Source organism: Treponema sp. UBA785 (assembly GCF_002297065.1).
Taxonomy (GTDB): Bacteria; Spirochaetota; Spirochaetia; order Treponematales; family Treponemataceae; genus Treponema_D.
This window is the reverse complement of the sequence record NZ_DBJD01000057.1, coordinates 26,196-45,827: the sequence shown is the minus strand read 5'-3', so window position 1 is coordinate 45,827 and position 19,632 is coordinate 26,196. Positions and strand designations below refer to the sequence as shown.

Here is a 19,632-nt window from a genome sequence, read left to right as displayed (position 1 = left end):
AAGAAAATTTATAGAATTTCTATAGAACAATAAAGGGGATTTGTGGTATATTAGATAACCCGAATTGTAATTCATTGCGAATTGCCATGATTCGGGTTAATATCATGCTTTCCCTAGGGGGACTTTTATGAAAGTACGAACCAGCGTAAAGCCCATCTGCGATAAGTGCAAGGTTATAAAAAGAAACGGAATTATCCGCATTATTTGTTCTAACCCAAAACATAAGCAGAGACAGGGTTGAGGAGTAACAGATGGCTCGAATTGCGGGAGTTGACCTCCCAAATAAACACGTCGTTGTTGCATTGACTTATATTTACGGTATCGGTCGTTCATCTGCAAAAGCGATTTGCGAAAAAACAAAGATTGATCCTGCCAAGATGATGAATGATCTTGATCAGGATGAGCAGGCTAGACTTCGTTCTGTAATCGATGAAGAATACAAGGTTGAAGGACATCTTCGCTCAGAAATCGGTCTTAACATTAAACGTCTTATGGACATTGGTTGCTATCGTGGTCTTCGTCATCGCAAAGGTTTGCCAGTTCGTGGTCAGCGCACACGTACTAATTCACGTACTCGCAAAGGTAAAAAGAAGACAGTTGCTAACAAGAAAAAGGCTGTCTGATAAGACGGAGGATTTAACTAATGGCTACCGTAAAAAAACGAAAGGAAAAGAAGAGCGTATACGAAGGAAACGTATATATCCAGGCTACGTTCAACAATACTATCGTAACAATTACAGACTTGAATGGAAATGCTCTTTCATGGGCGTCTTCAGGCGGACTTGGATTCCGTGGAGCAAAAAAATCTACTCCATTTGCTGCGCAGACAGTTACAGAAACAGCTGTTCAGAAAGCAGTAAGTTACGGATTGCGTGAAGTTCACGTATTTGTAAAAGGACCAGGAATGGGCCGCGAGAATGCAGTTCGTGCTCTTGGTGCTTTGGGACTTAAAGTAAAATCAATTTCTGATGTTACTCCAATTCCTCACAATGGATGTCGTCCACGCAAAACTCGCCGTATGTAGAATAAATGATGAGAATGGATGTTCTTGTAATGTCCATTTTTGTTGTTTTTTTATATTTAAGTAAGGTCAGTAATAGTTAGGTTTTGACCGGATTCCCGGTAAAAAAGTATGAAAAATGGCAGTCTTTTGACTTGTCATTATTGCAGGCTCATTGTTGAGCGTAAATAAAAGGAGTTCAGATGGCACGTAAAAACCTCTTGAAAGGTTTCAAAAAACCAAAGGGTATTACATTTGAACATCTCGAAACAAATCCAAATTACGGAAAATTTATTGCTTATCCATTTGAACCAGGTTTTGGTACAACGATTGGAAATACTCTTAGACGAGTACTTCTTTCTTCTATTCAGGGATATGCAGTAACATCTGTACGGATTACTTCATTTGATGCTGAGGGCGTTCCTCGTGTAATTCAGAGTGAATTTGACTCAATTGCGAACGTTTCGGAAGATACACTTGAGATTTTGAACAGTTTGAAAATGATTCGTTTCAAGCTTCCAAATGATGCAGAACAGGATACTCTCCTTTTTGAGTTCAAAGGACCTGGAAAAGTAACAAGCAATGATTTTGAAAAAGAAGGTCAGCTTGAAGTGCTTTCTAAAGATGTTCCTGTATTCACAATGATGGAAGGTGCAAACCTTAGCATTGAAATTCAGGTTGACTTGGGCAGAGGTTATATCCCTGCTGAAGTAAACAGCAACTATGTTGAAGTAGTTGGCACCATTCCAATGGATGCTATTTTCTCTCCAGTTCGCAAGGTAAAATATGCAATTGAGCCTTGCCGTGTTGGTGAAAGAAACGACTACGATAAACTGGTTCTTGAAATTTGGTCTGATGGAACAGTTTCTCCAGAAGATGCACTTGCTGAAGCTGCAAAAATTGCTAAAGATCACTTCTCAATTTTTGTAAACTTTAATGATAGTGACGTTTCTGGTTCTGACGATATGGATGAAGGTGATGAAAGAATTCGTTCATTGCTTAATACTCCAGTTGAAGAACTTGAGCTTTCTGTCCGCTCTTCAAACTGCCTTAAAAACGCTAATATCCGTACAATCGGAGAATTGACAAGAAAGACAGAAGATGACATCGCCAAGACAAGAAACTTTGGTAAGAAATCTCTTACTGAAATTAAAGAAAAACTCCTTGAATGGGGACTTACACTTGGAATGACAGATTACAGTCATCTTAAGAATGTAAATTTGGCAAATCCAAAGCAAAAGGAAGAATCCAATGAATCATAAGAATGGTTTTAATCCGCTTTCGCGCACAACTGCACATCGTCGTGCTATGTCGCGCAACATGGTAACTTCACTTTTCAGATTTGAACGCATTACAACTACTAGTGCAAAAGCTAAAGAAGTTCGTAAGGCTGCTGAAAAATTGATTACACGCAGCAAGGTTGACACAGTTCACAACCGTCGTATTGCCGCAAAGTTTATTCAGGATGAAAAAATCTTGAACAAACTCTTTACAGAACTTGGTCCAAGAATGAAGGATCGCAAGGGTGGTTACACTCGTATCCTTAAGATTGGTTTCCGTCAGGGCGATGCTGCAGATATGGTAATTCTTGAATTGGTTGATTATAAACTTCCAACTGAAGAATCTAAAGAAAAGGCTGCAAAAAAGGCAGATGCTTCTGAAAAACCTGCTAAAAAGCCAGCTGCAAAAAAAGCACCAGCTAAAGCTAAGACTGCAAAAGCAGCTCCTGCTGCTGAAGAAGCAAAATAAGGAGTTAACTTATGTCTAAAGCACATCGCGGAACTGGTATCCGTAACGAAGTAAACCACGGACGTGGCAAATGTGCACGCTGTGGAAAAGAAAATATCAAAATCCTTTACGAAAAGGAAATTGATGGTGCAACAGTTAAAGTATGCAAATACTGTAACGCTGCATTGAAAAACATTGCAAGAGTGGAAGCAAGAAAAGCAAAACCTGCTGCTGAAACTTCATCTGATGCTCCTGCAGAAGCACAGGCATAATTCATTTATAATTTTGTTCCTGTATACGCCGTCCTTCGGTTTTTTGTAAGGGCGGCTTTATTTTTTTTAATATTTACAATTTTTTTTGAATACAATTGAAAAAATTGTAAACCAAAATTTTTAATTTAAAATGACGCTGGCATTATCTGATTAGAAAACGAATGAGCCCGGCCCGCAGTGGTGGCAAAGCCAGTCCGAAGGACTGAGGGTTACCGAACCACGAAGAGCCGATAAGAAAAGAAGTTGTGGCGTTCAATGAAAAAGTTTTATTTTTTTAGTTTTAAACCGAGTTTTGCAATTTCTGCAATTGCGCTTGAAATTTGTTCGACACCAGTTGAAGCGTCTTGCAGGCGATCTGATATTTCTGTAGACGACTGAACTTGTTCGTTTATTGAGTTTTTTATGTTTTCTGAAAGGCTGGCAATTGTTTTGATTGCTTTGTTGGTTGAATTGATAACTTCTTCTGCCTGCTTTGTACTCAGATTATTCTTTTTTACGAGTTCCTGGATTTTTGAAGTTGAGGAAACAGTCTGCGCTGCAAGTGCCTTCACTTCTTTTGCAACTACGCTAAAGCCTCGTCCGGCGTCTCCTGCGTGGGCAGCTTCGATTGCGGCGTTGAGAGCGAGAACGTTTGTTTTTTCTGCAATGTCGTTTATAAGGTCGATTGCGTGCGTAATTTCTTCGGTAATATGAACAAGCGTTTTTATTGATTTGTCGGCATCTGTTATCATTTGGTTGGCCGAAGTTACAGTGTCAGCAACGTTTGTAATGTTTCCGGAAATGTCTTTAATGTTTCCAACGACTGAATCCATCGAGGTTGAAATATTGGTGATGTTTGAAGTGATGGATTCTGACTGGTTTGAAACAACATCGGCTTTGTCTGACATGACCTGCATTGTTGTTTGGAGCAAATTCTGGCTTTTTGTGCGCTCTTCGAGCAAGTGGGAACTAGAAATTGCGCAGGAAATTTGTTCCCGGAGAGTTGCATATGTGATTCCGCTTGCAGTTTCTGATTCAAAAACAATGTAACCGAAATATGAATTCTGAATATTAAGAGATTCTATTTCGTAAATTGCATATTCGTCGGAATTATTGATTGAATTTGGAATGATTTCTGTTGTTTTGAACGTAAGTCCTCCTTCTGGAAGAGAAATTCGTTCGCCTTTTTTTATTGCAAGCACTAATTGACTTGTCTGTGGAATTTCTTGGTTTTCTTCGGTGTAATGACAATCGTTGTAAAGTGCAATGTAGCAGCTTGAAATATCAGTTTTTGGAAGCGCTTTTGTGATGATTTCGAACAGTTTGTCCAAATTTGAGCAGGAAAGAATGTCTGTGCTGATTTGTCGGAGAACTGATTCTTTTCGGGCGGCAAGAAGATTTGCCTGTTTTTGTGTGCGGCAGTCAAATTCGCTTATGAGTACCCGTGCTTGCTGGAAAATGTTTTCGCATTTTTTGTAAATTTTGCATTGACAGCTCATTGTTGAAAGTGCGAAAGTTCGTATTGTCGAGATTATATCCTGCCAGACGTTGAAATTTTTAGAAATTTTTTCAAAATTGTTCAAGCCGATTGTAACGTTTTTTAATAATGCGCCAGGTTCTTTGCTGAGAATGTCGTCTGCAAATGAATCTACAAATTTCGGCACAAAATTTGTAAAGAAAATGGTAATTTCTTCTTTTGTGTAGAAATCGTTTTGAACTGTCTGTAAAATTTTTTGAGAAAGTTCATTTTTCCAATCGGAGCTAGAGAATTTTTCTGAAATAAAACTTTCATCAAAAAGAAAATTTGCTTTTTGAGTTTTTTTTAAAAGCTTTTTGTCCTGAGAATTTGACAAATCTGTGGAAGTCTTAAAAGCGGCCTGACTTACGGAAGTTGAGGTACAACCGCAGGATTCGCCTAAAACTAGACGTGTTTTGTATCTGAAAAGTTTTGTATACTCTTTATTTTGCAACATGGCTGAAAGTGTTTCGTAGCCTTGAAGTCCCTGTTTGTAGAATGGCATTTCGACAGAAGTGATTGGCGGATTTGACCAAGCGGCGTCGTCTGTTCCGTTAAAACCGCAGACTGCAACATCGTGAGGAACGGAATATCCTTGACGGATGAGTTCTTCTTGAGCGCCGATTGCAACGTTGTCTCCGACTGCAACAACTGCTTCAAAGTCTTTTCCTGGTTTTAGGCCTTTGCTGAGCCAGTTGCTGAGCGCTTTTTCGCCGTCGGCAATTGCCCATCCGCCGCATTCGGAAATCAAGATAGGATTTGCCTGAATTCCATGTTTTTTTAAGCCTTCGAGATAACCTTCGTAACGTTCTTTTGCGTATATGTGGGTTTCTGGACCGCGTATAAAGGCTATTTTTGTAAAATGATGGACGTTGACAAGGTGATCTATGAGTTCTATAAGACCTGTTTTGCAGTCTGTGACGATGCTAGGTTTGCCTTCGACTTGGAAAGTCATGCAGACAAGCGGCGTTTTTTGAAATCTTTTGTAAAAATCTGTGGTTTTTTTGTCTACATCGGAAGAAGCCCAGGAGATAATTCCTGAAACAGAATCGTCCGTCAACAGGTGATAGATAATGGAGCCTTCTCCTTTGTTTAAAATTGGCCCTCGAAATGTGACTAAAGGGATTTTATCTTTTTTGCAGCCTGTTATGATGCCTTTGAGCATGTTGCGACCTGTTGCATCAATTAATGAGCGGGTTAAAAAAGCAATTGACTTCTTATTCATGACTAAACCTCAGAAATAAAATCGGCTATTTTTAATTATAATATGAAAAATGAAAAAAGAAACTTTAAAATTTTGATTTATTTTGATTTAATTGATAATTAGTCAAAATTTCGAGTTTTATCGTTTAATGTCATTATCGGACTTGGCCATTTGTCATTAGATTGCTAAACGGGTTTTTATGCAGACATCGTGCTGTCAGACACGGCAAGAACTGGTCTTTTTTTAATTCGATATTCAGGCTGATTATGAAATAATTTTTTTGAATATTGTCTGAGTATTTTTGGAATTTTGTGCTTTAAAATTTTAAAAAGTGAAAAATTTATTATTCATTTTTATTTACTAAAATTAAGAAAATAATTAAAGTTTATTTAAGTTGAATTTTTGGAGGACTCAAATGAAAAAAGTTTTGGGCGCAGTTGCTCTTGCTGTTGCAGGACTTTTCGCTTTTACTGGTTGTGGTGAAAAAGCTGGAGAAACGGTAAAAATTGGTGCTATTGGACCTCTTTCTGGTGCTGTAGCTGTTTACGGTGTTGACTGTTTGAATGGAATCAACTTGGCGGCTGAAGAAATTAACGCTGCTGGTGGCATTAACGGTAAAAAAATTGAAATTATAAGCGAAGATGATGAAGGAAACCCAGAAAAATCTGTAAATGCTTATAAAAAAATCGTTACACAGAAAAAAGCAAAACTTATTGTTGGTTCTTTGACTTCTGGATGTACAATGGCAATCACTTCTTTGGCTCAGGCTCAGAAAGTTTTGATGATTGCTCCTGCTGCTACAGCTCCTGCAATTACTGAAGCTGGAGATTTTGTTTTCCGAGCTTGTTTTATTGACCCGTTCCAGGGAACTGTTGGAGCTAAATTTGCGCTTGAAACTCTTGGTGCTAAAAAGGCTGCTGTTCTTTATGATATTGGAAACGACTACTCTGTAGGTCTTACAGAAAACTTTGTAAAAACTTTCTCTGCTTCTGGAACTGTTGTTGCTAAAGAATCTTATAGCACTGGAGACAAAGATTTTAACGCTCAGCTTACAAAAATTAAGAATTCTAAACCAGATGTTGTTTACCTTCCAGATTACTACGGAACTGTAGCTCTTATTGCTAAACAGTTGCGTGCTCAGGGAATTAATACTCCGATTGTTGGTGCTGATGGTTGGGACGGTCTTGTTGACAATGCCGGCGATGAAGTTTTGAACGGTTTTTATTCTAACCACTATGCATCTGATGCAACTACTGGCGCAGTAAAAACTTTTGTTGAAAATTATAAGGCAAAATACAATCATACTCCGACTTCTTTTGCTGCTCTTGGATATGATGCAGTTTATATGATTAAAAATGCAATCCTGGCCGCTGGTTCAACTGACAGCGTTGCTGTAAAAGATGCTCTTGCTGCTTCTGAAGGCGACTATGTTACAGGCCACATTACTTTTGACGAAAAACGAAACCCTGTAAAATCTGCTGTAATGCTTGAATTGGTAAAAGGTGCTGACGGAAAACTTTCTACAGTTTATAAAACTACAGTAGAGCCGTAAATTTAAATTTGCTTAATTTGACAAAGGCGTCATGAATTTGAGAAAACTGCTTTTCTCGAAGGAATGGCGCTTTTTTTTTGCCGAAAACTTAGCCCGGATCGGAACGGCGCGCAGCGTCCGTCTTGACGGATGGAGCGGATAGCGCAACCGTGAAGAGCCGGTTTGAAAGCGGATTGTGCTCCTATAAATAATGCATGATGCCTTGATTTACTAAAAACAAAAAATTTTTTACAATACAATAGAACTAATATATTTGGAGGATAAGTTTGAACAACGTAACAATTTTTGTTCAGCAGCTTATCAATGGACTTTCGTTAGGAAGTATTTATGCCTTAATTGCCCTTGGGTACACGATGGTTTATGGCATTGTTAAGTTGATTAACTTTGCGCATGGCGACGTTATGATGATTGGCGCTTATGCAGGATATTTTGTTTTGTGTGCGATGGGCACAACTCCAGCGGGAATGGTCTGTGCTTTTTTTGCTGCAATGGTTTTTTGCGGACTTTTGAGTCTTGCGATTGAAAGGCTTGCGTACAGACCTTTGAGAAATGCGCCGAGGTTGAATTCGTTGATTACGGCGATTGCTGTTGAATTGATTTTGCAGAATGTTATGCGCGTTTTGCCTTTTGTCGGTCCGGAGCCACGTTCTTTTCCGACAATGGCGATTAAAAATTTTAGTTTTGGAATTGGTTCTATAAGCAATGTACAGATTATTGTAATCTTGCTTTCGGCTGTTCTTATGGTTGTTTTGAACTATGTCGTAAATTACACAAAAACTGGAAAAGCAATGCAGGCTGTTAGTTACGACCTTGGCGCTGCAAGTTTGATGGGAATTAACTCGAACAGAATTATTGCCGTTACTTTTGTAATCGGTTCTGTTCTTGCCGGCGCAGGCGGCGTTCTCTATGCTGTTGCTTATCCGCAGGTCGATCCTCTTATGGGATATATTCCTGGATTAAAGGCTTTTGTTGCGGCTGTTCTGGGCGGAATTGGTTCTATTCCTGGAGCTATGGTCGGCGGAATTATTCTTGGTGTTGCGGAAACTATGGTTAAGGCCTATCTGTCTTCTCAATATGCGGATGCAATTGCCTATTGTATTTTGATTGTTATTCTTTTGGTAAAACCTGCCGGCCTTCTTGGCAAAAAAGTAAGGGTTAAGGTTTAGGGGCTGGTTTATGATGAATACTAAAAAAAGCAATTTTTTAATTCCTGGAGTTGTGGCTCTGGCGGCGGTTGTAATTCCGTTTGTTTTAATTCGCGCTGGTTTGATAGACGCTTATACTTCGCAGATTTTGACAATGGGCGGAATCAATGCTGTAATTGCGATTTCTGTGAATATGGTTACGGGAATTGTTGGTCAGCTTACTTTGGGCCAGTGTGCTTTTGAAGCGATAGGCGCTTATTCGGTAATTATTTTTACTCAGGATGTTGGTTTGCCGCTGCCTGTTGCCATGCTTGTTGCTCCTTTTTTGGCAGCGGTTTTTGGCTTTGTTATTGGATTTCCGACTTTAAAACTTGAAGGCGACTATCTTGCGATTGTAACTCTTGCTTTTGGCGAAATTGTGCGTGTAGTTCTTGTGAACCTCAAAGCTGTTACTGGCGGTCCGAACGGAAAAAGTTTTAAATACAGTTTTATGCGCGATGACCTTTTTTGGGGACCTGCAATGAGTTATCTGGTAAGTATTGGAATGCTTGTTGTTCTGATTATTCTTTTGCAGAACTTTTTACATTCAACTTACGGCCGGGCAATCAAGGCTATTCGAGAAGATGAAATTGCCGCAAATTCTAACGGAATCAGCGTTTTTAAATACAAAATGATTGGTTTTGTGATTGCTTCGTTTATAGGCGGTCTTGGGGGCGCGCTTTATGCTCCGATTGTTGGTTTTATTAAGCCGGATATTGCCTCGTTTAACAATTCTGTAAATATGCTGATTTATGTTGTTCTTGGAGGAATGGGAAGCATTAGCGGTACAGTTATTGCAGCCTTTGTTTTGACGGCGATTCAGGAAGCGTTGCGATTCCTTGGAAACTACCGTCTTTTGTTCTACCCGGTTGTTTTAATTATTGTAATGCTCTTTAGACCCCAGGGGCTTATGGGAATGAAGGAATTGAGTTTTGTGAACGGATTTTTTAGTCTTAAAAGCAGATTTTCTAAAAAGGCGAAAAATGAAGCTTCAGACACAAAAAAGGCAGAAGGGGAGGCAGAATAATGAGTGATGAAAAATTGATTCTTCAGGTAAATGACCTTTCTATCGTTTTTGGTGGACTTAAAGCTGTCAGCGAACTCAATATGGAACTGCGCAAAGGCGAACTTGTCGGTTTAATCGGTCCGAACGGCGCTGGAAAAACGACTGTTTTTAATATGCTTTCTGGCGTTTACACTCCGACTGGCGGACAGATTACTTTTTGGGATAAAAATGGAAAAGCTCAGGTTGTAAATAAAAAAACACCGGCCCAGCTCAATTTGATTGGAATTGCGAGAACTTTTCAGAATATCAGGCTTTTTGGAAATTTGACCGTAAGCGACAATATTCGGATTGCAATGCACAGTCAGAGAAAAGTTAAACCTTGGGACGCAATTTTGCGTACTAAAAAATTTTTTGAAGATGAAGAAGTGATGAATTTAAGAGTGCGGAATCTGCTTAAACTTTTTGGTCTTGAAAAAAAAGAAAACGAACTTTCTTCAAATTTGCCTTACGGTGAACAGCGAAAACTTGAAATTTGCCGTGCCCTTGCTGCAAATCCAACTCTGCTTTTGCTGGACGAACCTGCCGCTGGCATGAATCCTCAGGAAACAAAGGAACTTATGGAGCTTATTGCGTTTATCCGCAAAGAATTTAACCTGACGATTCTTCTTATTGAACACGATATGAAACTTGTAATGGGAATTTGTGAGCGTCTTTATGTTTTGAATTACGGCCGGGTTCTTGCGAGCGGAATTCCGGAGGAAATTAAATCAAATCCCGATGTAATTAAAGCTTATTTGGGTTCTGAAGCGGAAAATCTTGCTTAAAAGTTTTTTGAATCGGAAATTTTTGGAGAAATTATGGCAATTCTTGAAGTAAAAAATCTTGTTGTGAATTACGGTGCAATCCGCGCTCTAAAAGGCATCTCGTTTGATGTAAATGAAGGCGAAATTATTTCCCTTATTGGCTCGAATGGCGCTGGAAAAACAACAACTTTACATTCAATTTCAAATTTGATTAAAAAACAGAGCGGTTCTGTTGTTTTTGACGGAGAAGACATTACAAATCTTCAGGCGGCTCAGATTGTTCACAGAGGGTTGATTCATGTTCCTGAAGGCAGGCGAATTTTTGCAAATTTGTCTGTAAAAGACAATCTTGAAATGGGAGCTTACACTCGAAATGACAAGGAAAAAATCAAGCAGGATATGGAACACGTGTTTGAGCTTTTTCCGAGAATGAAAGAGCGCTTAAAGCAGCTTGCAGGAACTCTTTCGGGCGGAGAACAGCAGATGCTCGCAATGGGCCGCGGACTTATGGCAAACCCAAAGCTTCTTTTGCTTGATGAACCGAGCATGGGACTTGCGCCGATTCTTGTTGATGAAATTTTTGAAATTATCAAAAAAATCAATGAGGACGGAACGACAATTCTGCTTGTTGAACAGAATGCGTTCAAGGCGATGAGCATTGCAAACCGAGTTTATATTTTGGAAACTGGAAGCATTTCTTCGTCAGGAAAATCAAGCGACATGATAAAAGATCCGGCTGTAAAGGCTGCATATCTTGGCGGCTAATAGTTTTGTTTGCTTTTTTATAAAACGCGACTTAAAATTATTTAAGGTTGCCATTTTGTAAACTTTTTGGAGGAAATTATGAAAGTATGTGACTTTATGAGCAAAAATGTAATTTATGTTTCGCCAGATACATCTTTGACGGATGCAAAGGCTTTGATGATAAAAGAAAAAATCAATAAGCTTCCGGTTGTTGACAAGTCAAAAAAACTGGTTGGAATTATAACAAAGAATGATTTGCAGAAAGCAGCTCCTTCCAGCGCTTCGACACTTGATATGTATGAATTGGGTTATCTTCTTTCAAAATTAAAAGTTGAAAAGATAATGGTAAAAAACGTAAAAACTGTTGATTTTGATGAAGTGATTGAAGAGGCTGCAAGAACAATGGCAACTGAGAAAATCGGATGTCTGCCTGTAATGAAAGATGGAATTCTTTCTGGAATTATTACCGAAACTGACCTTTTTAACGCATTTATTTCGATGTTTGGAGCGACCTTGCCTGGAGTTCGGGCAGTGATTGAAGTTGCAGAGAAACCTGGCGAACTTGCGAGAATTGCAACTGCCGTGGCTGCAAAAAACGGAAATATTGTTTCTGTGGTAACAGCTGACGGAAGCGATGTTTCAAAGCGGATTATTACGGTAAAAATCGGCAATTTGAGCAAAGAAACAGTTGAAGAAATTATCAGACAGGAAAATGTAAAAATTCTTGACATTCGGGAAAAAAAGTAATTGCGCTTTTTAGATTGCTGAATAAAAAATAATGGAATGCCGGTAGAAATGCCGGCATTTTTTGTTACACGGTTGCGGCAAGGATTGCAGGGGCGGCGAAGCCGTTGCTTTTGGGCAATGTAGCGCGGTTAGCGCGGAACCCCGGAAAGCCTGGTTTTTGCAACGCAAAAAGCCGCCCTGCTGTTAAAAATTATTCTGGCTTTATTTTATAAAGGACCGTAAAAGAAACGTTTTTGATAGACGGAAGGGGCTTAAATTTTGTAAATTATAAGTATGTATGGAAAAATTGAAAAAGTTTTGTCGCAGTTTTTGAGAACTTTTGACAGGCCTTTTACGACAACAGAAATAAATTTATTACTCAAGCCTTACGGTGAAAAAGCTACAGCGGAAGAAATCGATGAATTTTTGCGGGCAGATGACAGAGTGTTTGCTCTTGAAGGGCATTATTATATGACGCATGCCGGGGTTTTTAACGGAATGTTTTTTAGTTTTGTTCCGACCGCTAAAGAACTTGAGCAGAAGCTTTTTATTCCTGGCGACCGTTGTATTCCTTTTGCGGATTGCGAAATGCTTTCGTCGCAGTTGAAATTTGTTTATAACGATAGAATTCTGCCAAAAAAAATTATGACGACCGACTGCAATACGGCAAGAGAATTTTTTACTTTTTTTGGTGATGAATATGCAAGCCAGTATATTGCCGCCGACCCGATAAATAATAAATCTGAAATTGCAAATAACAATTTTGAACTGCCATCGAAAATCAGTTTGACAGGAATTTCGCTTGAAAAAGTTATTTCGGATTTTAATTTTCATAAGGGCGATCGTATTTTGTGCAGAATGGCTGATTGGGATCAGGGAATTATTGAAATTTATCCGATTTTGAATCATAGAAAGACAATTTTGGAATTGAATGAAGAAATCGGAAAAATAAAACTTTGGAACGAAAATCTTGAAAAAGCGTTGTTTGGAAGTTTTGACAAAATGGGGCCTTGCTCAAGCATGGAACAACAGCTTTCGTTTGCGTTTTTAGAGCACAGAAAAGAGCTTTGCGCGCCAGCCTGCGGTTCAATCCATGAATTTTTAAATTCGACAAAAAAAATCAGCATGGAACTTTTTGGCGTAGAAACAAGACTTTGGAAAAAAGGCGAAGATGTTCCTGCTGTTGGAAAATGGAATCGGGAAATGCTTGGGTCTGGGCTTGAGGCGTGTTTGCCAGCCTTGCAGCCTCCAGCATGCTTGCTTGACTGCATTATAAAAGACAGGCTTTTTAACAAAAAAGAAATTAAGCCGGAAGAAATACTTAAAGATTTTCTGCCAGAGGAAATGGAAATTTCTAAGGAAGATGAAGAATTCATTACGTTGCAAATTATAAAAAGAAGTGATATATTACGTGAGCATTATAATTGGTTGGCAGATTTTCCGGTTGCGTCGTTGCGGCACAAGGCTTTAGGCTTGTTTGCAAAAGTTCAGAATTTGGTTTTTGATATTGATGAAGCTGGTGAAAAAATCGAACGGTTTCCGCAGCAGGAGCTTGTTATTCTCTCTCAGTTGTTTGCGCATGCTGCCAGAATTTTGGATATGCTTTCCAATGAAAACGAATTTAAAGATGATGACAGAGATGCGTTAAAACTGTCGCTCGAAGGCATGGAAATGAATTTTGAAGACATTTGTCCTGAATTGCGAAATGCTTTGGACAGATGTTATGTCGAACAGTTTAAGGTTGTCTGATTTTCTGCGGAGGATTGAATGGTTCCTGATGCAAACATCGGTGAATATTTGCGTGCTGGCGGTGTTTATAGAGATATTGAGGGAGATTCTCCGTTTGAAGCTTTTAAATCGCTGTCAGAAAAAGTAAATCTTCCTTCAGAAATACTTCCTGTAAATCTTTATGAAGGTCTTTGCGCCCGCGAAGCTGTTCTGAGCACTGCTGTTGGTAATGGAATTGCAATTCCACATTCGCAGCAGCCGCTCTTAAAAAATCGAAAAGATCAGAGAATTTTTATCTGTTATTTAAAAAATCCGATTGATATGCATGCAATGGACAATAAAAAAGTTCAGACATTGATTATTCCTTTGAGCAGTTCTGTTCAATCGCATTTGCATATTATTTCTCTTCTTGCGCAGCTTTTAACAAAAAGCGATTTTAAAAAAGCTCTTGAATTAAAACTTGGATTAAACGAGCTTTATCCGCTAATCCGAAGAGTTTAATTTAAGTTGATATAAAAATTTTAGGGGTTTTATTATGGACACAAAAGGAATTGCTGCCGTTGCAAAATCAATCCGCAGTCTGTCAATCGATGCTATCCAAAAAGCAAAATCAGGTCATCCTGGACTCCCGCTTGGATGTGCTGAACTCGCTGCAGTTTTGTACGGAGAAGTTCTAAAGCACAATCCTGCTGATTCAAAATGGGCAGATCGTGATCGCTTTGTGCTTTCGGCCGGACACGGTTCTATGTTGCTTTATTCAATTTTGCACTTGAGCGGTTACAAAGTTTCGCTTGACGACATTAAAAATTTCCGTCAAGTAGGTTCAATTTGTCCTGGACATCCGGAATTTGGCTGGACTGACGGCGTAGAAAACACATCTGGTCCGCTCGGACAGGGAATTGCTCTTGCTGTTGGAATGGCGCTTGCAGAATCAATCGAGGCTGCAAAATTCAATACAACGGAACACAAAATTGTTGACCATTATACTTACGCTCTTTGTGGCGAAGGTTGTCTTGAAGAAGGCGTTTCTTCCGAGGCATCTTCTTTTGCAGGACATAATAAACTTGGAAAACTGATTGTTTTTTATGATCAGAATAAAATTTCAATTGACGGTTCGACAGATATAACTTTTACAGAAGATATTGGAAAACGTTACGAGGCTTATGGCTGGCAGGTTTTAAAAGGCGACATGTATGATGTTGAAGGTCTTTTAAAGCTTATTGAAGAAGCAAAAAACTGTTTGGACAAGCCTTCTTTGATTATGCTCAAGTCTGTAATTGGAAAATTCGCTCCAAAGCAAGGAACTCCGGTTGTTCACGGAGAACCTCTTGGAGAAGCAGATGTTGCCGAAACTAAAAAAGCGCTTGGTATAAATCCTGAAGAATTTTTCTATATCGATCCGCAAGCTCTTCGTTATTTTGAAGACAAAAAAGCCAGTTTTGCTAAAAAAGAAGCCGACTGGAACAAAGAATTTGAAGTCTGGGCGAAAGAAAATCCTGAACTTGCAAAACAGTGGAAGGCTTCGTTTGAAGGAGTTGCTGACGGAGAAGCAGAAGATCCTGTTTATGAAATCGGTGCAAATGTTGCGACTCGTTCGGCAAGCGGCGACATGATAAACGCAATGGGACTTAGATATTCTTGTCTTGTTGGCGGAAGCGCAGACCTAAAAGGTTCTAATAAATCTGGAATGAAGTGCGATGGAGGAACTTATACTCCTTCTAACCGTGCAGGCCGCTCCATTGAATATGGAATCCGCGAATTTGGAATGGCAAGCGAAGCTCTTGGAATGTGTTCTCATGGCGGAATTCGTCCGTTTGTGGCAACTTATCTTGTATTTAGCGACTACATGCGTCCTTCAATTCGTTTGGCTTCGATTATGAAGCAGCCTGTAATCTATGATTTGACTCACGATTCGATTTTTGTAGGCGAAGATGGTCCGACACACCAGCCGATTGAGCAGCTTTCTTCTTTGCGCGCGATTCCTGGTGTACAGGTTTTGCGTCCTGGCGATGCTGAAGAGACCGTTGCTGCCTGGCATCTTGCGATGGAAAGCAAAGATCATCCGGTTGTTTTGGCTCTTACAAGACAGAATGTTCCTGTTTACGAAAAAGAAGATAAAAACTGGAAAGAGACAATCAAAAAAGGCGCTTATGTTGTAAAAACTGGCGGCGAAAATCCTGATGTTGCTGTCGTTGCGACTGGTTCCGAAGTGAACATGGCTCTTGACGCTGCTAAAAAAGTAATAGGAAAAACTGTCCGTGTTGTTTCGGTTTTGGACAAGAATTTGTTTGAAAGCGATGAAAAATTTATGAATGAAATTTTTGGCGGAGCAAAACGCGTGATTGTTGCAGAAGCCGGCTGCAGATGTGGCTGGGAAGGAATTGCAACTGGCCGCAAAGATTTGTTTACTATTGACCGCTTTGGTGAATCAGGTCCAGGCAAAAATGTAGCGCAGGCTCTCGGTTTTACCGCAGATAAACTTGCTGAATTGATTGAAGCTTAATAAATGGCTTAGGGGCTGGAAGGGCGGCGTAAGCCGTTCGCTTGCGAATGAAACCCTGCAAGACCCGACCCGCGCAAGCGGGGAAGCCCCAAAAAAATAAAAACTGACTTTTAATTCGGATGAATGAATTTTAAGTCAGTTTTTTTATTTTAAACGAGTTCAAACGTGGTGAGAGAAGTTTTGTCAGGCGGATTTTTGTTGATTTTTCTTTTTGGAAAGAGAATATGAAAAAATTGCCAGCAAAATTCCGCCGAGCACCATTAAAATGCACAAAATTTGCCCAGTCGAAATGTTGAAAAGCGAAGTGTTGAGGTAAATAGGCGCATTTGTGTCGGCGGCGATTCTGTAACCAATGTCTGAGTCTGGTTCACGGAAATATTCGATAAAAAAGCGGAAGATTCCGTATCCAATCGTGTAAATTGCTCCAGAAAATCCGTCAAACGGCTTTTTTTTGCGCAAAAACCAGAGAATTGAAAAAAGTACAAGACCTTCAAAAAACGCTTCATAAAGCTGGCTCGGATGGCGCGGAAGATTTACGAGCAAACCGGAAATTTGGAGTCCGCACTGAGATGCAAAATCTTTTACCCATTGGAATGAAGCCGAAAAACGTTCTGCTTGCGGAAAAATAATTCCCCAAGGTGCGCTTGTGATTCGGCCGTAAAGTTCTCCGTTTAAAAAATTTCCAAGACGGCCAAATGTGTAGCCGAGAGGGATTGCCGTAACCATTGCGTCAATCCATTTGAGCGTCTGGCGTTTGTTTTTTTTGCACCAGAAAATCATTCCGATTAAGCCGCCGATAAAGCCTCCGTGATAACTCATTCCTGCAAGTCCGGTAAACTGTCCTGAAGAGTTGAATGGCCAAAAAATTAGCCATGGCTTTTTCCAGTAGATTCCGGAAGTATCGTAAATTAAGGTTGAAAAAACGCGTGCGCCGATTAGAAGGAAGATGATTCCTGTGGCAATAAAACTAAAAATGTCGTCTTCTGTGGCTTTTCTTAGTGTTCCGTTGGGAGAAATTTCATCTAGAGCGCCTTCTTTTAGAAGTTTTTTTAGAACCAAGAAGGCTGTTCCGAACGCAAAAATGTACATAAGACCGTACCAGCGGATAAGTCCCAGAACAGGAACTCCAGGAAAGATTTCCGGATGAATCCAAGACGGATAGTTGATATAAAGAGGTAGAAAATTCATTTTATTCTCCATGTGTTTTCAAAAAAAACAGGCGGTATTTTTATTTTAAATCTTAAATCCCTGAGAAGCCGCCTTTACAAGCTTTGATTTTAAAAGCAGGTTTTCGGTTCTGAGTTGATTTAATTCATACTGCTGGGTTTTTATAGTTTCTGCAAGTTCTCCCATGCTCAGCGCTCCTGTGCCAACCAAGTCTTCGACATAGGACATTTTTTGAGAATAGTCGTCATTTGCCTCTTCGCTTGCAAGGTCGTATGTTGAGTCGAGAACGTCTGTTGAAAAATCATCAAATTGAAATGTTTCGCTCTGAAGAATTTTTTCTGCAATTCTATAAATTGCCTGGCTGATTACCGCATTTGGTTTGTAGTTTATGACCGGCAACCTTGATGAAAGCGCTTTGTCCTGCAATGTGTCGCGGTACATTACTCCCAGAGACTCTACGTCGATTCCGAGATATTGCTGGCATGAACGGCGAATTTTTAGGGCTTTGTCGGCATCCTTTGGTTCGTCAATCATATTCATGACAAGGCGCGGATGGAATTGTCTCATGCGGTTTTCAAAAACTGCTGCATTTTCCGGATCAACTTCGCGGAGCGTTTCGATCATTTTTGGAATGTAAAGCCTTTGGAGAGAAGATGAATCGTTTTTGAGTTTTTCTAGATATTTTGAGGCCGGGCTGTTTTTTTTGAATGAACTTGCCATGAGCCGGAAAACTGCGTTTTTTAAAAAAAGATAGCCGTTGAGGGTCGCTGTAACTGTTGGCGCTGTAACTACAATTCCCTGTGGAGAAAGAAGAAACAAATCGAGAATTGTAAGGTGAGTTCCTGCTCCAAGGTCGATTATAAGGTAGTCGCAGTTTAAATTGCGGAAATTCCTGATAATTGAATTTTTCTGAGCGCTTTTTAAAGTGCTCAAGCCAGGAATTTCAGAATCTCCTGCGATAAAAGAAACATTTTCGTATTCTGTCGGCTGGATTATGTCTTCAAATTTGTTTTCGCCTGTAATGAAAGTGCCGATTCCTTTTTTTGCAGAAAACTGGCCGATTACAAGATGAAGGTTTGACGCGCCTAAGTCTAGGTCTGCCAGAATTACTTTTTTGCCGGCCTGTCCGAGTGCGATTGCGAGATTTGCAGAAAGAAGACTTTTTCCTACGCCTCCTTTTCCGCTTGCTATTGGAATGATTTGCATGGCTTTATTCTACCATAGTAAAAACAGAAAATACAGAGGTTCTTTTTATAGAAAAAATATGAATTTTCCGAAAAAAGGAACGTAATTCTTTCTCTTGCCTTAAAATAGATAGAAGTCTAAAATACAGATTATGAAAAAAATTAAACATGGCATAAAAGTTGTTTTTTTGTATTTTTATGCAATAATCTTTGCTTCTCAGTGTTTTGCCGAGTCTTCTTCAAATTCGACATCGAAAATAAATAAACGTTCACAGCAATATATGGAAATGATGAATGGAGTTTTTGACTTTGTTCAGAGAAATTATGTTGATGAGGTTGACCCTGAAACGCTCTACACGGGCGCCCTAAAAGGAATGCTTTCTGCCTTGAACGATCCGTACACCGTCTATCTAGACAATTCGACTTTTAGAAGTTTAAATGACACTACAAAAGGAAAATTTGGAGGAGTTGGACTTTCTATTTCCAAGGCATTTGTTTCTACCTCAGAAAAACCCGCTTATGTAGAAGTTGCTTCGCCCATAGAAGATACACCTGGATTTAAGGCTGGAATTCAGGCAGGAGATTTAATTATTTCGGCAAACGGAACTGACACTTCAAAAATAACAATGGACGAAGTTTTGGATATTTTGCGCGGTCCAGTCGGAGAAAAAGTCGACCTTGTGATTCGCCGTGGACAAAATATTGAATTTCCGGTGACTTTAAAAAGAGAGATGATTGAAGTTCCGACGGTAAAATTTGGGACAATAAAGGAAGTTGAAAAAGCCGGAACTGTAGGTTATGTAAGAATTATTGAATTTACACCGCAGACAGCAGAGCGCGTTCAGCAGGCTTTGGATTCATTTAAAAAAGAAAAAATTTCTGCTTTGATAATTGATTTGCGCAACAATCCCGGCGGACTTATAACGTCTGTTGTTGATGTTGCGGATAAATTTATTGATAAAGGGCCGATTGTTTCGACAAAAAGCCGTCTTGCCTTTGAAAATTCTGTTTTTACGGCAAGTCCACGCAAAACGACTTTTAAAAAAGATATTCCTATTGTAGTTTTAATCAACAAAGGTTCGGCTTCTGCTTCTGAAATTCTTTCTGGCGCGTTAAAAGATAATCATCTGGCTTACCTTGTTGGCCAGCGTACTTACGGAAAAGGTTCTGTTCAGCAAGTGCTTCCGCTTTCTTCGACAGACGGCATAAAAATTACAATGGCGCGTTATTACACTCCGAGCGATACTAATATCGACAAAATCGGAATTCCGCCGGACAGAGAAGTTTTATTCCCGGATTTTACAGAAGATGGCGAAAAACAGTATACCGAATTGAT

General features: G+C 39.5%; 19 protein-coding genes. 16 read left to right on the top strand and 3 right to left on the bottom strand.

All coding sequences use genetic code 11. The features are described from left to right. Positions 1–127 precede the first annotated feature (127 nt). The 6 genes from rpmJ to B2X33_RS04380 all read left to right on the top strand — a co-directional run bounded on the left by rpmJ (position 128) and on the right by B2X33_RS04380 (position 3,000). Positions 128–241 (top strand): 50S ribosomal protein L36, encoded by a 114-nt coding sequence (rpmJ, locus tag B2X33_RS04405; RefSeq protein ID WP_074641226.1) that lies wholly within the window; start codon positions 128–130, stop codon positions 239–241. A gap of 10 nt (positions 242–251) precedes the next feature. Continuing rightward, positions 252–623: a 30S ribosomal protein S13 gene (gene rpsM / locus B2X33_RS04400; RefSeq protein WP_296018035.1), complete on the top strand. Its 372-nt coding sequence runs from the start codon at positions 252–254 to the stop codon at positions 621–623. Positions 624–643: 20 nt separating this feature from the next. Further along, entirely contained in the window at positions 644–1,024 is a 381-nt protein-coding gene (gene rpsK / locus B2X33_RS04395) for a 30S ribosomal protein S11 (protein WP_078931326.1), read from the top strand. Between the two features lie 179 nt (positions 1,025–1,203). Beyond that, entirely contained in the window at positions 1,204–2,262 is a 1,059-nt protein-coding gene (locus tag B2X33_RS04390) for a DNA-directed RNA polymerase subunit alpha (protein WP_296667940.1), read from the top strand. After that, the gene (gene rplQ / locus B2X33_RS04385; RefSeq protein ID WP_273443338.1) at positions 2,252–2,749 is read left to right on the top strand and encodes a 50S ribosomal protein L17; all 498 of its coding nucleotides are present in this window, start codon (positions 2,252–2,254) and stop codon (positions 2,747–2,749) included. Before B2X33_RS04390 ends, rplQ begins: the two co-directional genes overlap by 11 nt. Positions 2,750–2,760: 11 nt before the next feature. Further along, positions 2,761–3,000, top strand: a complete 240-nt coding sequence (locus tag B2X33_RS04380) for a hypothetical protein (RefSeq protein WP_296018069.1) — start codon at positions 2,761–2,763, stop codon at positions 2,998–3,000. A gap of 266 nt (positions 3,001–3,266) precedes the next feature. Here the strand turns inward: B2X33_RS04380 and B2X33_RS04375 are convergent, their stop codons facing one another. Beyond that, positions 3,267–5,720, bottom strand: coding sequence for a methyl-accepting chemotaxis protein (locus tag B2X33_RS04375; RefSeq protein WP_296667937.1), 2,454 nt, complete (start codon positions 5,718–5,720; stop codon positions 3,267–3,269). Between the two features lie 394 nt (positions 5,721–6,114). Between B2X33_RS04375 and B2X33_RS04370 the strand changes: the two genes are divergently transcribed. The 9 genes from B2X33_RS04370 to tkt all read left to right on the top strand — a co-directional run bounded on the left by B2X33_RS04370 (position 6,115) and on the right by tkt (position 15,945). After that, positions 6,115–7,251: an ABC transporter substrate-binding protein gene (locus B2X33_RS04370; RefSeq protein ID WP_296667935.1), complete on the top strand. Its 1,137-nt coding sequence runs from the start codon at positions 6,115–6,117 to the stop codon at positions 7,249–7,251. Between the two features lie 266 nt (positions 7,252–7,517). Continuing rightward, entirely contained in the window at positions 7,518–8,417 is a 900-nt protein-coding gene (locus tag B2X33_RS04365; RefSeq protein WP_296667925.1) for a branched-chain amino acid ABC transporter permease, read from the top strand. Positions 8,418–8,430: 13 nt separating this feature from the next. Then, positions 8,431–9,462 carry a branched-chain amino acid ABC transporter permease gene (locus B2X33_RS04360; RefSeq protein ID WP_296667990.1) on the top strand — a complete coding sequence of 344 codons (1,032 nt, stop codon included), beginning with the start codon at positions 8,431–8,433 and terminating at the stop codon, positions 9,460–9,462. Then, positions 9,462–10,265 carry an ABC transporter ATP-binding protein gene (locus B2X33_RS04355; protein WP_296018097.1) on the top strand — a complete coding sequence of 268 codons (804 nt, stop codon included), beginning with the start codon at positions 9,462–9,464 and terminating at the stop codon, positions 10,263–10,265. Before B2X33_RS04360 ends, B2X33_RS04355 begins: the two co-directional genes overlap by 1 nt. Before the next feature lie 39 nt (positions 10,266–10,304). Beyond that, a complete protein-coding gene (locus tag B2X33_RS04350) occupies positions 10,305–11,009 on the top strand; it encodes an ABC transporter ATP-binding protein (protein WP_296667987.1) in 705 nt (234 codons plus the stop codon). 78 nt (positions 11,010–11,087) lie between these two features. Next, positions 11,088–11,735, top strand: coding sequence for a CBS and ACT domain-containing protein (locus B2X33_RS04345; protein WP_296018107.1), 648 nt, complete (start codon positions 11,088–11,090; stop codon positions 11,733–11,735). A 273-nt stretch (positions 11,736–12,008) separates the two neighbouring features. Beyond that, entirely contained in the window at positions 12,009–13,463 is a 1,455-nt protein-coding gene (locus B2X33_RS04340; RefSeq protein WP_296018113.1) for a hypothetical protein, read from the top strand. Between the two features lie 18 nt (positions 13,464–13,481). Continuing rightward, entirely contained in the window at positions 13,482–13,943 is a 462-nt protein-coding gene (locus B2X33_RS04335) for a PTS sugar transporter subunit IIA (protein WP_296667921.1), read from the top strand. Between the two features lie 34 nt (positions 13,944–13,977). Beyond that, positions 13,978–15,945, top strand: a complete 1,968-nt coding sequence (gene tkt, locus B2X33_RS04330) for a transketolase (RefSeq protein ID WP_296667919.1) — start codon at positions 13,978–13,980, stop codon at positions 15,943–15,945. Positions 15,946–16,128: 183 nt separating this feature from the next. On the opposite strand, the gene lgt is transcribed toward tkt, so the two are convergent. After that, positions 16,129–17,133: a prolipoprotein diacylglyceryl transferase gene (gene lgt, locus B2X33_RS04325; RefSeq protein ID WP_296667917.1), complete on the bottom strand. Its 1,005-nt coding sequence runs from the start codon at positions 17,131–17,133 to the stop codon at positions 16,129–16,131. A gap of 45 nt (positions 17,134–17,178) precedes the next feature. Beyond that, on the bottom strand, positions 17,179–18,318 hold the full coding sequence (locus tag B2X33_RS04320; protein WP_296667915.1) for a P-loop NTPase: 1,140 nt from the start codon (positions 18,316–18,318) through the stop codon (positions 17,179–17,181). Positions 18,319–18,448: 130 nt separating this feature from the next. Between B2X33_RS04320 and B2X33_RS04315 the strand changes: the two genes are divergently transcribed. Next, positions 18,449–19,632 (top strand): S41 family peptidase (locus B2X33_RS04315; protein ID WP_296667913.1); only part of this gene is annotated, 1,184 nt, incomplete at its 3' end.

What these genes read in the sequence shown, in the direction of transcription:
- B2X33_RS04375 (WP_296667937.1), bottom strand. Translation starts at nt 5,720, where the DNA reads ATGAATAAGAAGTCAATTGCTTTTTTAACCCGCTCATTAATTGATGCA.
- rpsM (WP_296018035.1), top strand. Translation starts at nt 252, where the DNA reads ATGGCTCGAATTGCGGGAGTTGACCTCCCAAATAAACACGTCGTTGTT.
- B2X33_RS04380 (WP_296018069.1), top strand. Translation starts at nt 2,761, where the DNA reads ATGTCTAAAGCACATCGCGGAACTGGTATCCGTAACGAAGTAAACCAC.
- B2X33_RS04335 (WP_296667921.1), top strand. Translation starts at nt 13,482, where the DNA reads ATGGTTCCTGATGCAAACATCGGTGAATATTTGCGTGCTGGCGGTGTT.
- B2X33_RS04360 (WP_296667990.1), top strand. Translation starts at nt 8,431, where the DNA reads ATGAATACTAAAAAAAGCAATTTTTTAATTCCTGGAGTTGTGGCTCTG.
- rpsK (WP_078931326.1), top strand. Translation starts at nt 644, where the DNA reads ATGGCTACCGTAAAAAAACGAAAGGAAAAGAAGAGCGTATACGAAGGA.
- B2X33_RS04390 (WP_296667940.1), top strand. Translation starts at nt 1,204, where the DNA reads ATGGCACGTAAAAACCTCTTGAAAGGTTTCAAAAAACCAAAGGGTATT.
- tkt (WP_296667919.1), top strand. Translation starts at nt 13,978, where the DNA reads ATGGACACAAAAGGAATTGCTGCCGTTGCAAAATCAATCCGCAGTCTG.
- B2X33_RS04340 (WP_296018113.1), top strand. Translation starts at nt 12,009, where the DNA reads ATGTATGGAAAAATTGAAAAAGTTTTGTCGCAGTTTTTGAGAACTTTT.
- B2X33_RS04320 (WP_296667915.1), bottom strand. Translation starts at nt 18,318, where the DNA reads ATGCAAATCATTCCAATAGCAAGCGGAAAAGGAGGCGTAGGAAAAAGT.
- B2X33_RS04370 (WP_296667935.1), top strand. Translation starts at nt 6,115, where the DNA reads ATGAAAAAAGTTTTGGGCGCAGTTGCTCTTGCTGTTGCAGGACTTTTC.
- rpmJ (WP_074641226.1), top strand. Translation starts at nt 128, where the DNA reads ATGAAAGTACGAACCAGCGTAAAGCCCATCTGCGATAAGTGCAAGGTT.
- rplQ (WP_273443338.1), top strand. Translation starts at nt 2,252, where the DNA reads ATGAATCATAAGAATGGTTTTAATCCGCTTTCGCGCACAACTGCACAT.
- lgt (WP_296667917.1), bottom strand. Translation starts at nt 17,133, where the DNA reads ATGAATTTTCTACCTCTTTATATCAACTATCCGTCTTGGATTCATCCG.
- B2X33_RS04345 (WP_296018107.1), top strand. Translation starts at nt 11,088, where the DNA reads ATGAAAGTATGTGACTTTATGAGCAAAAATGTAATTTATGTTTCGCCA.
- B2X33_RS04355 (WP_296018097.1), top strand. Translation starts at nt 9,462, where the DNA reads ATGAGTGATGAAAAATTGATTCTTCAGGTAAATGACCTTTCTATCGTT.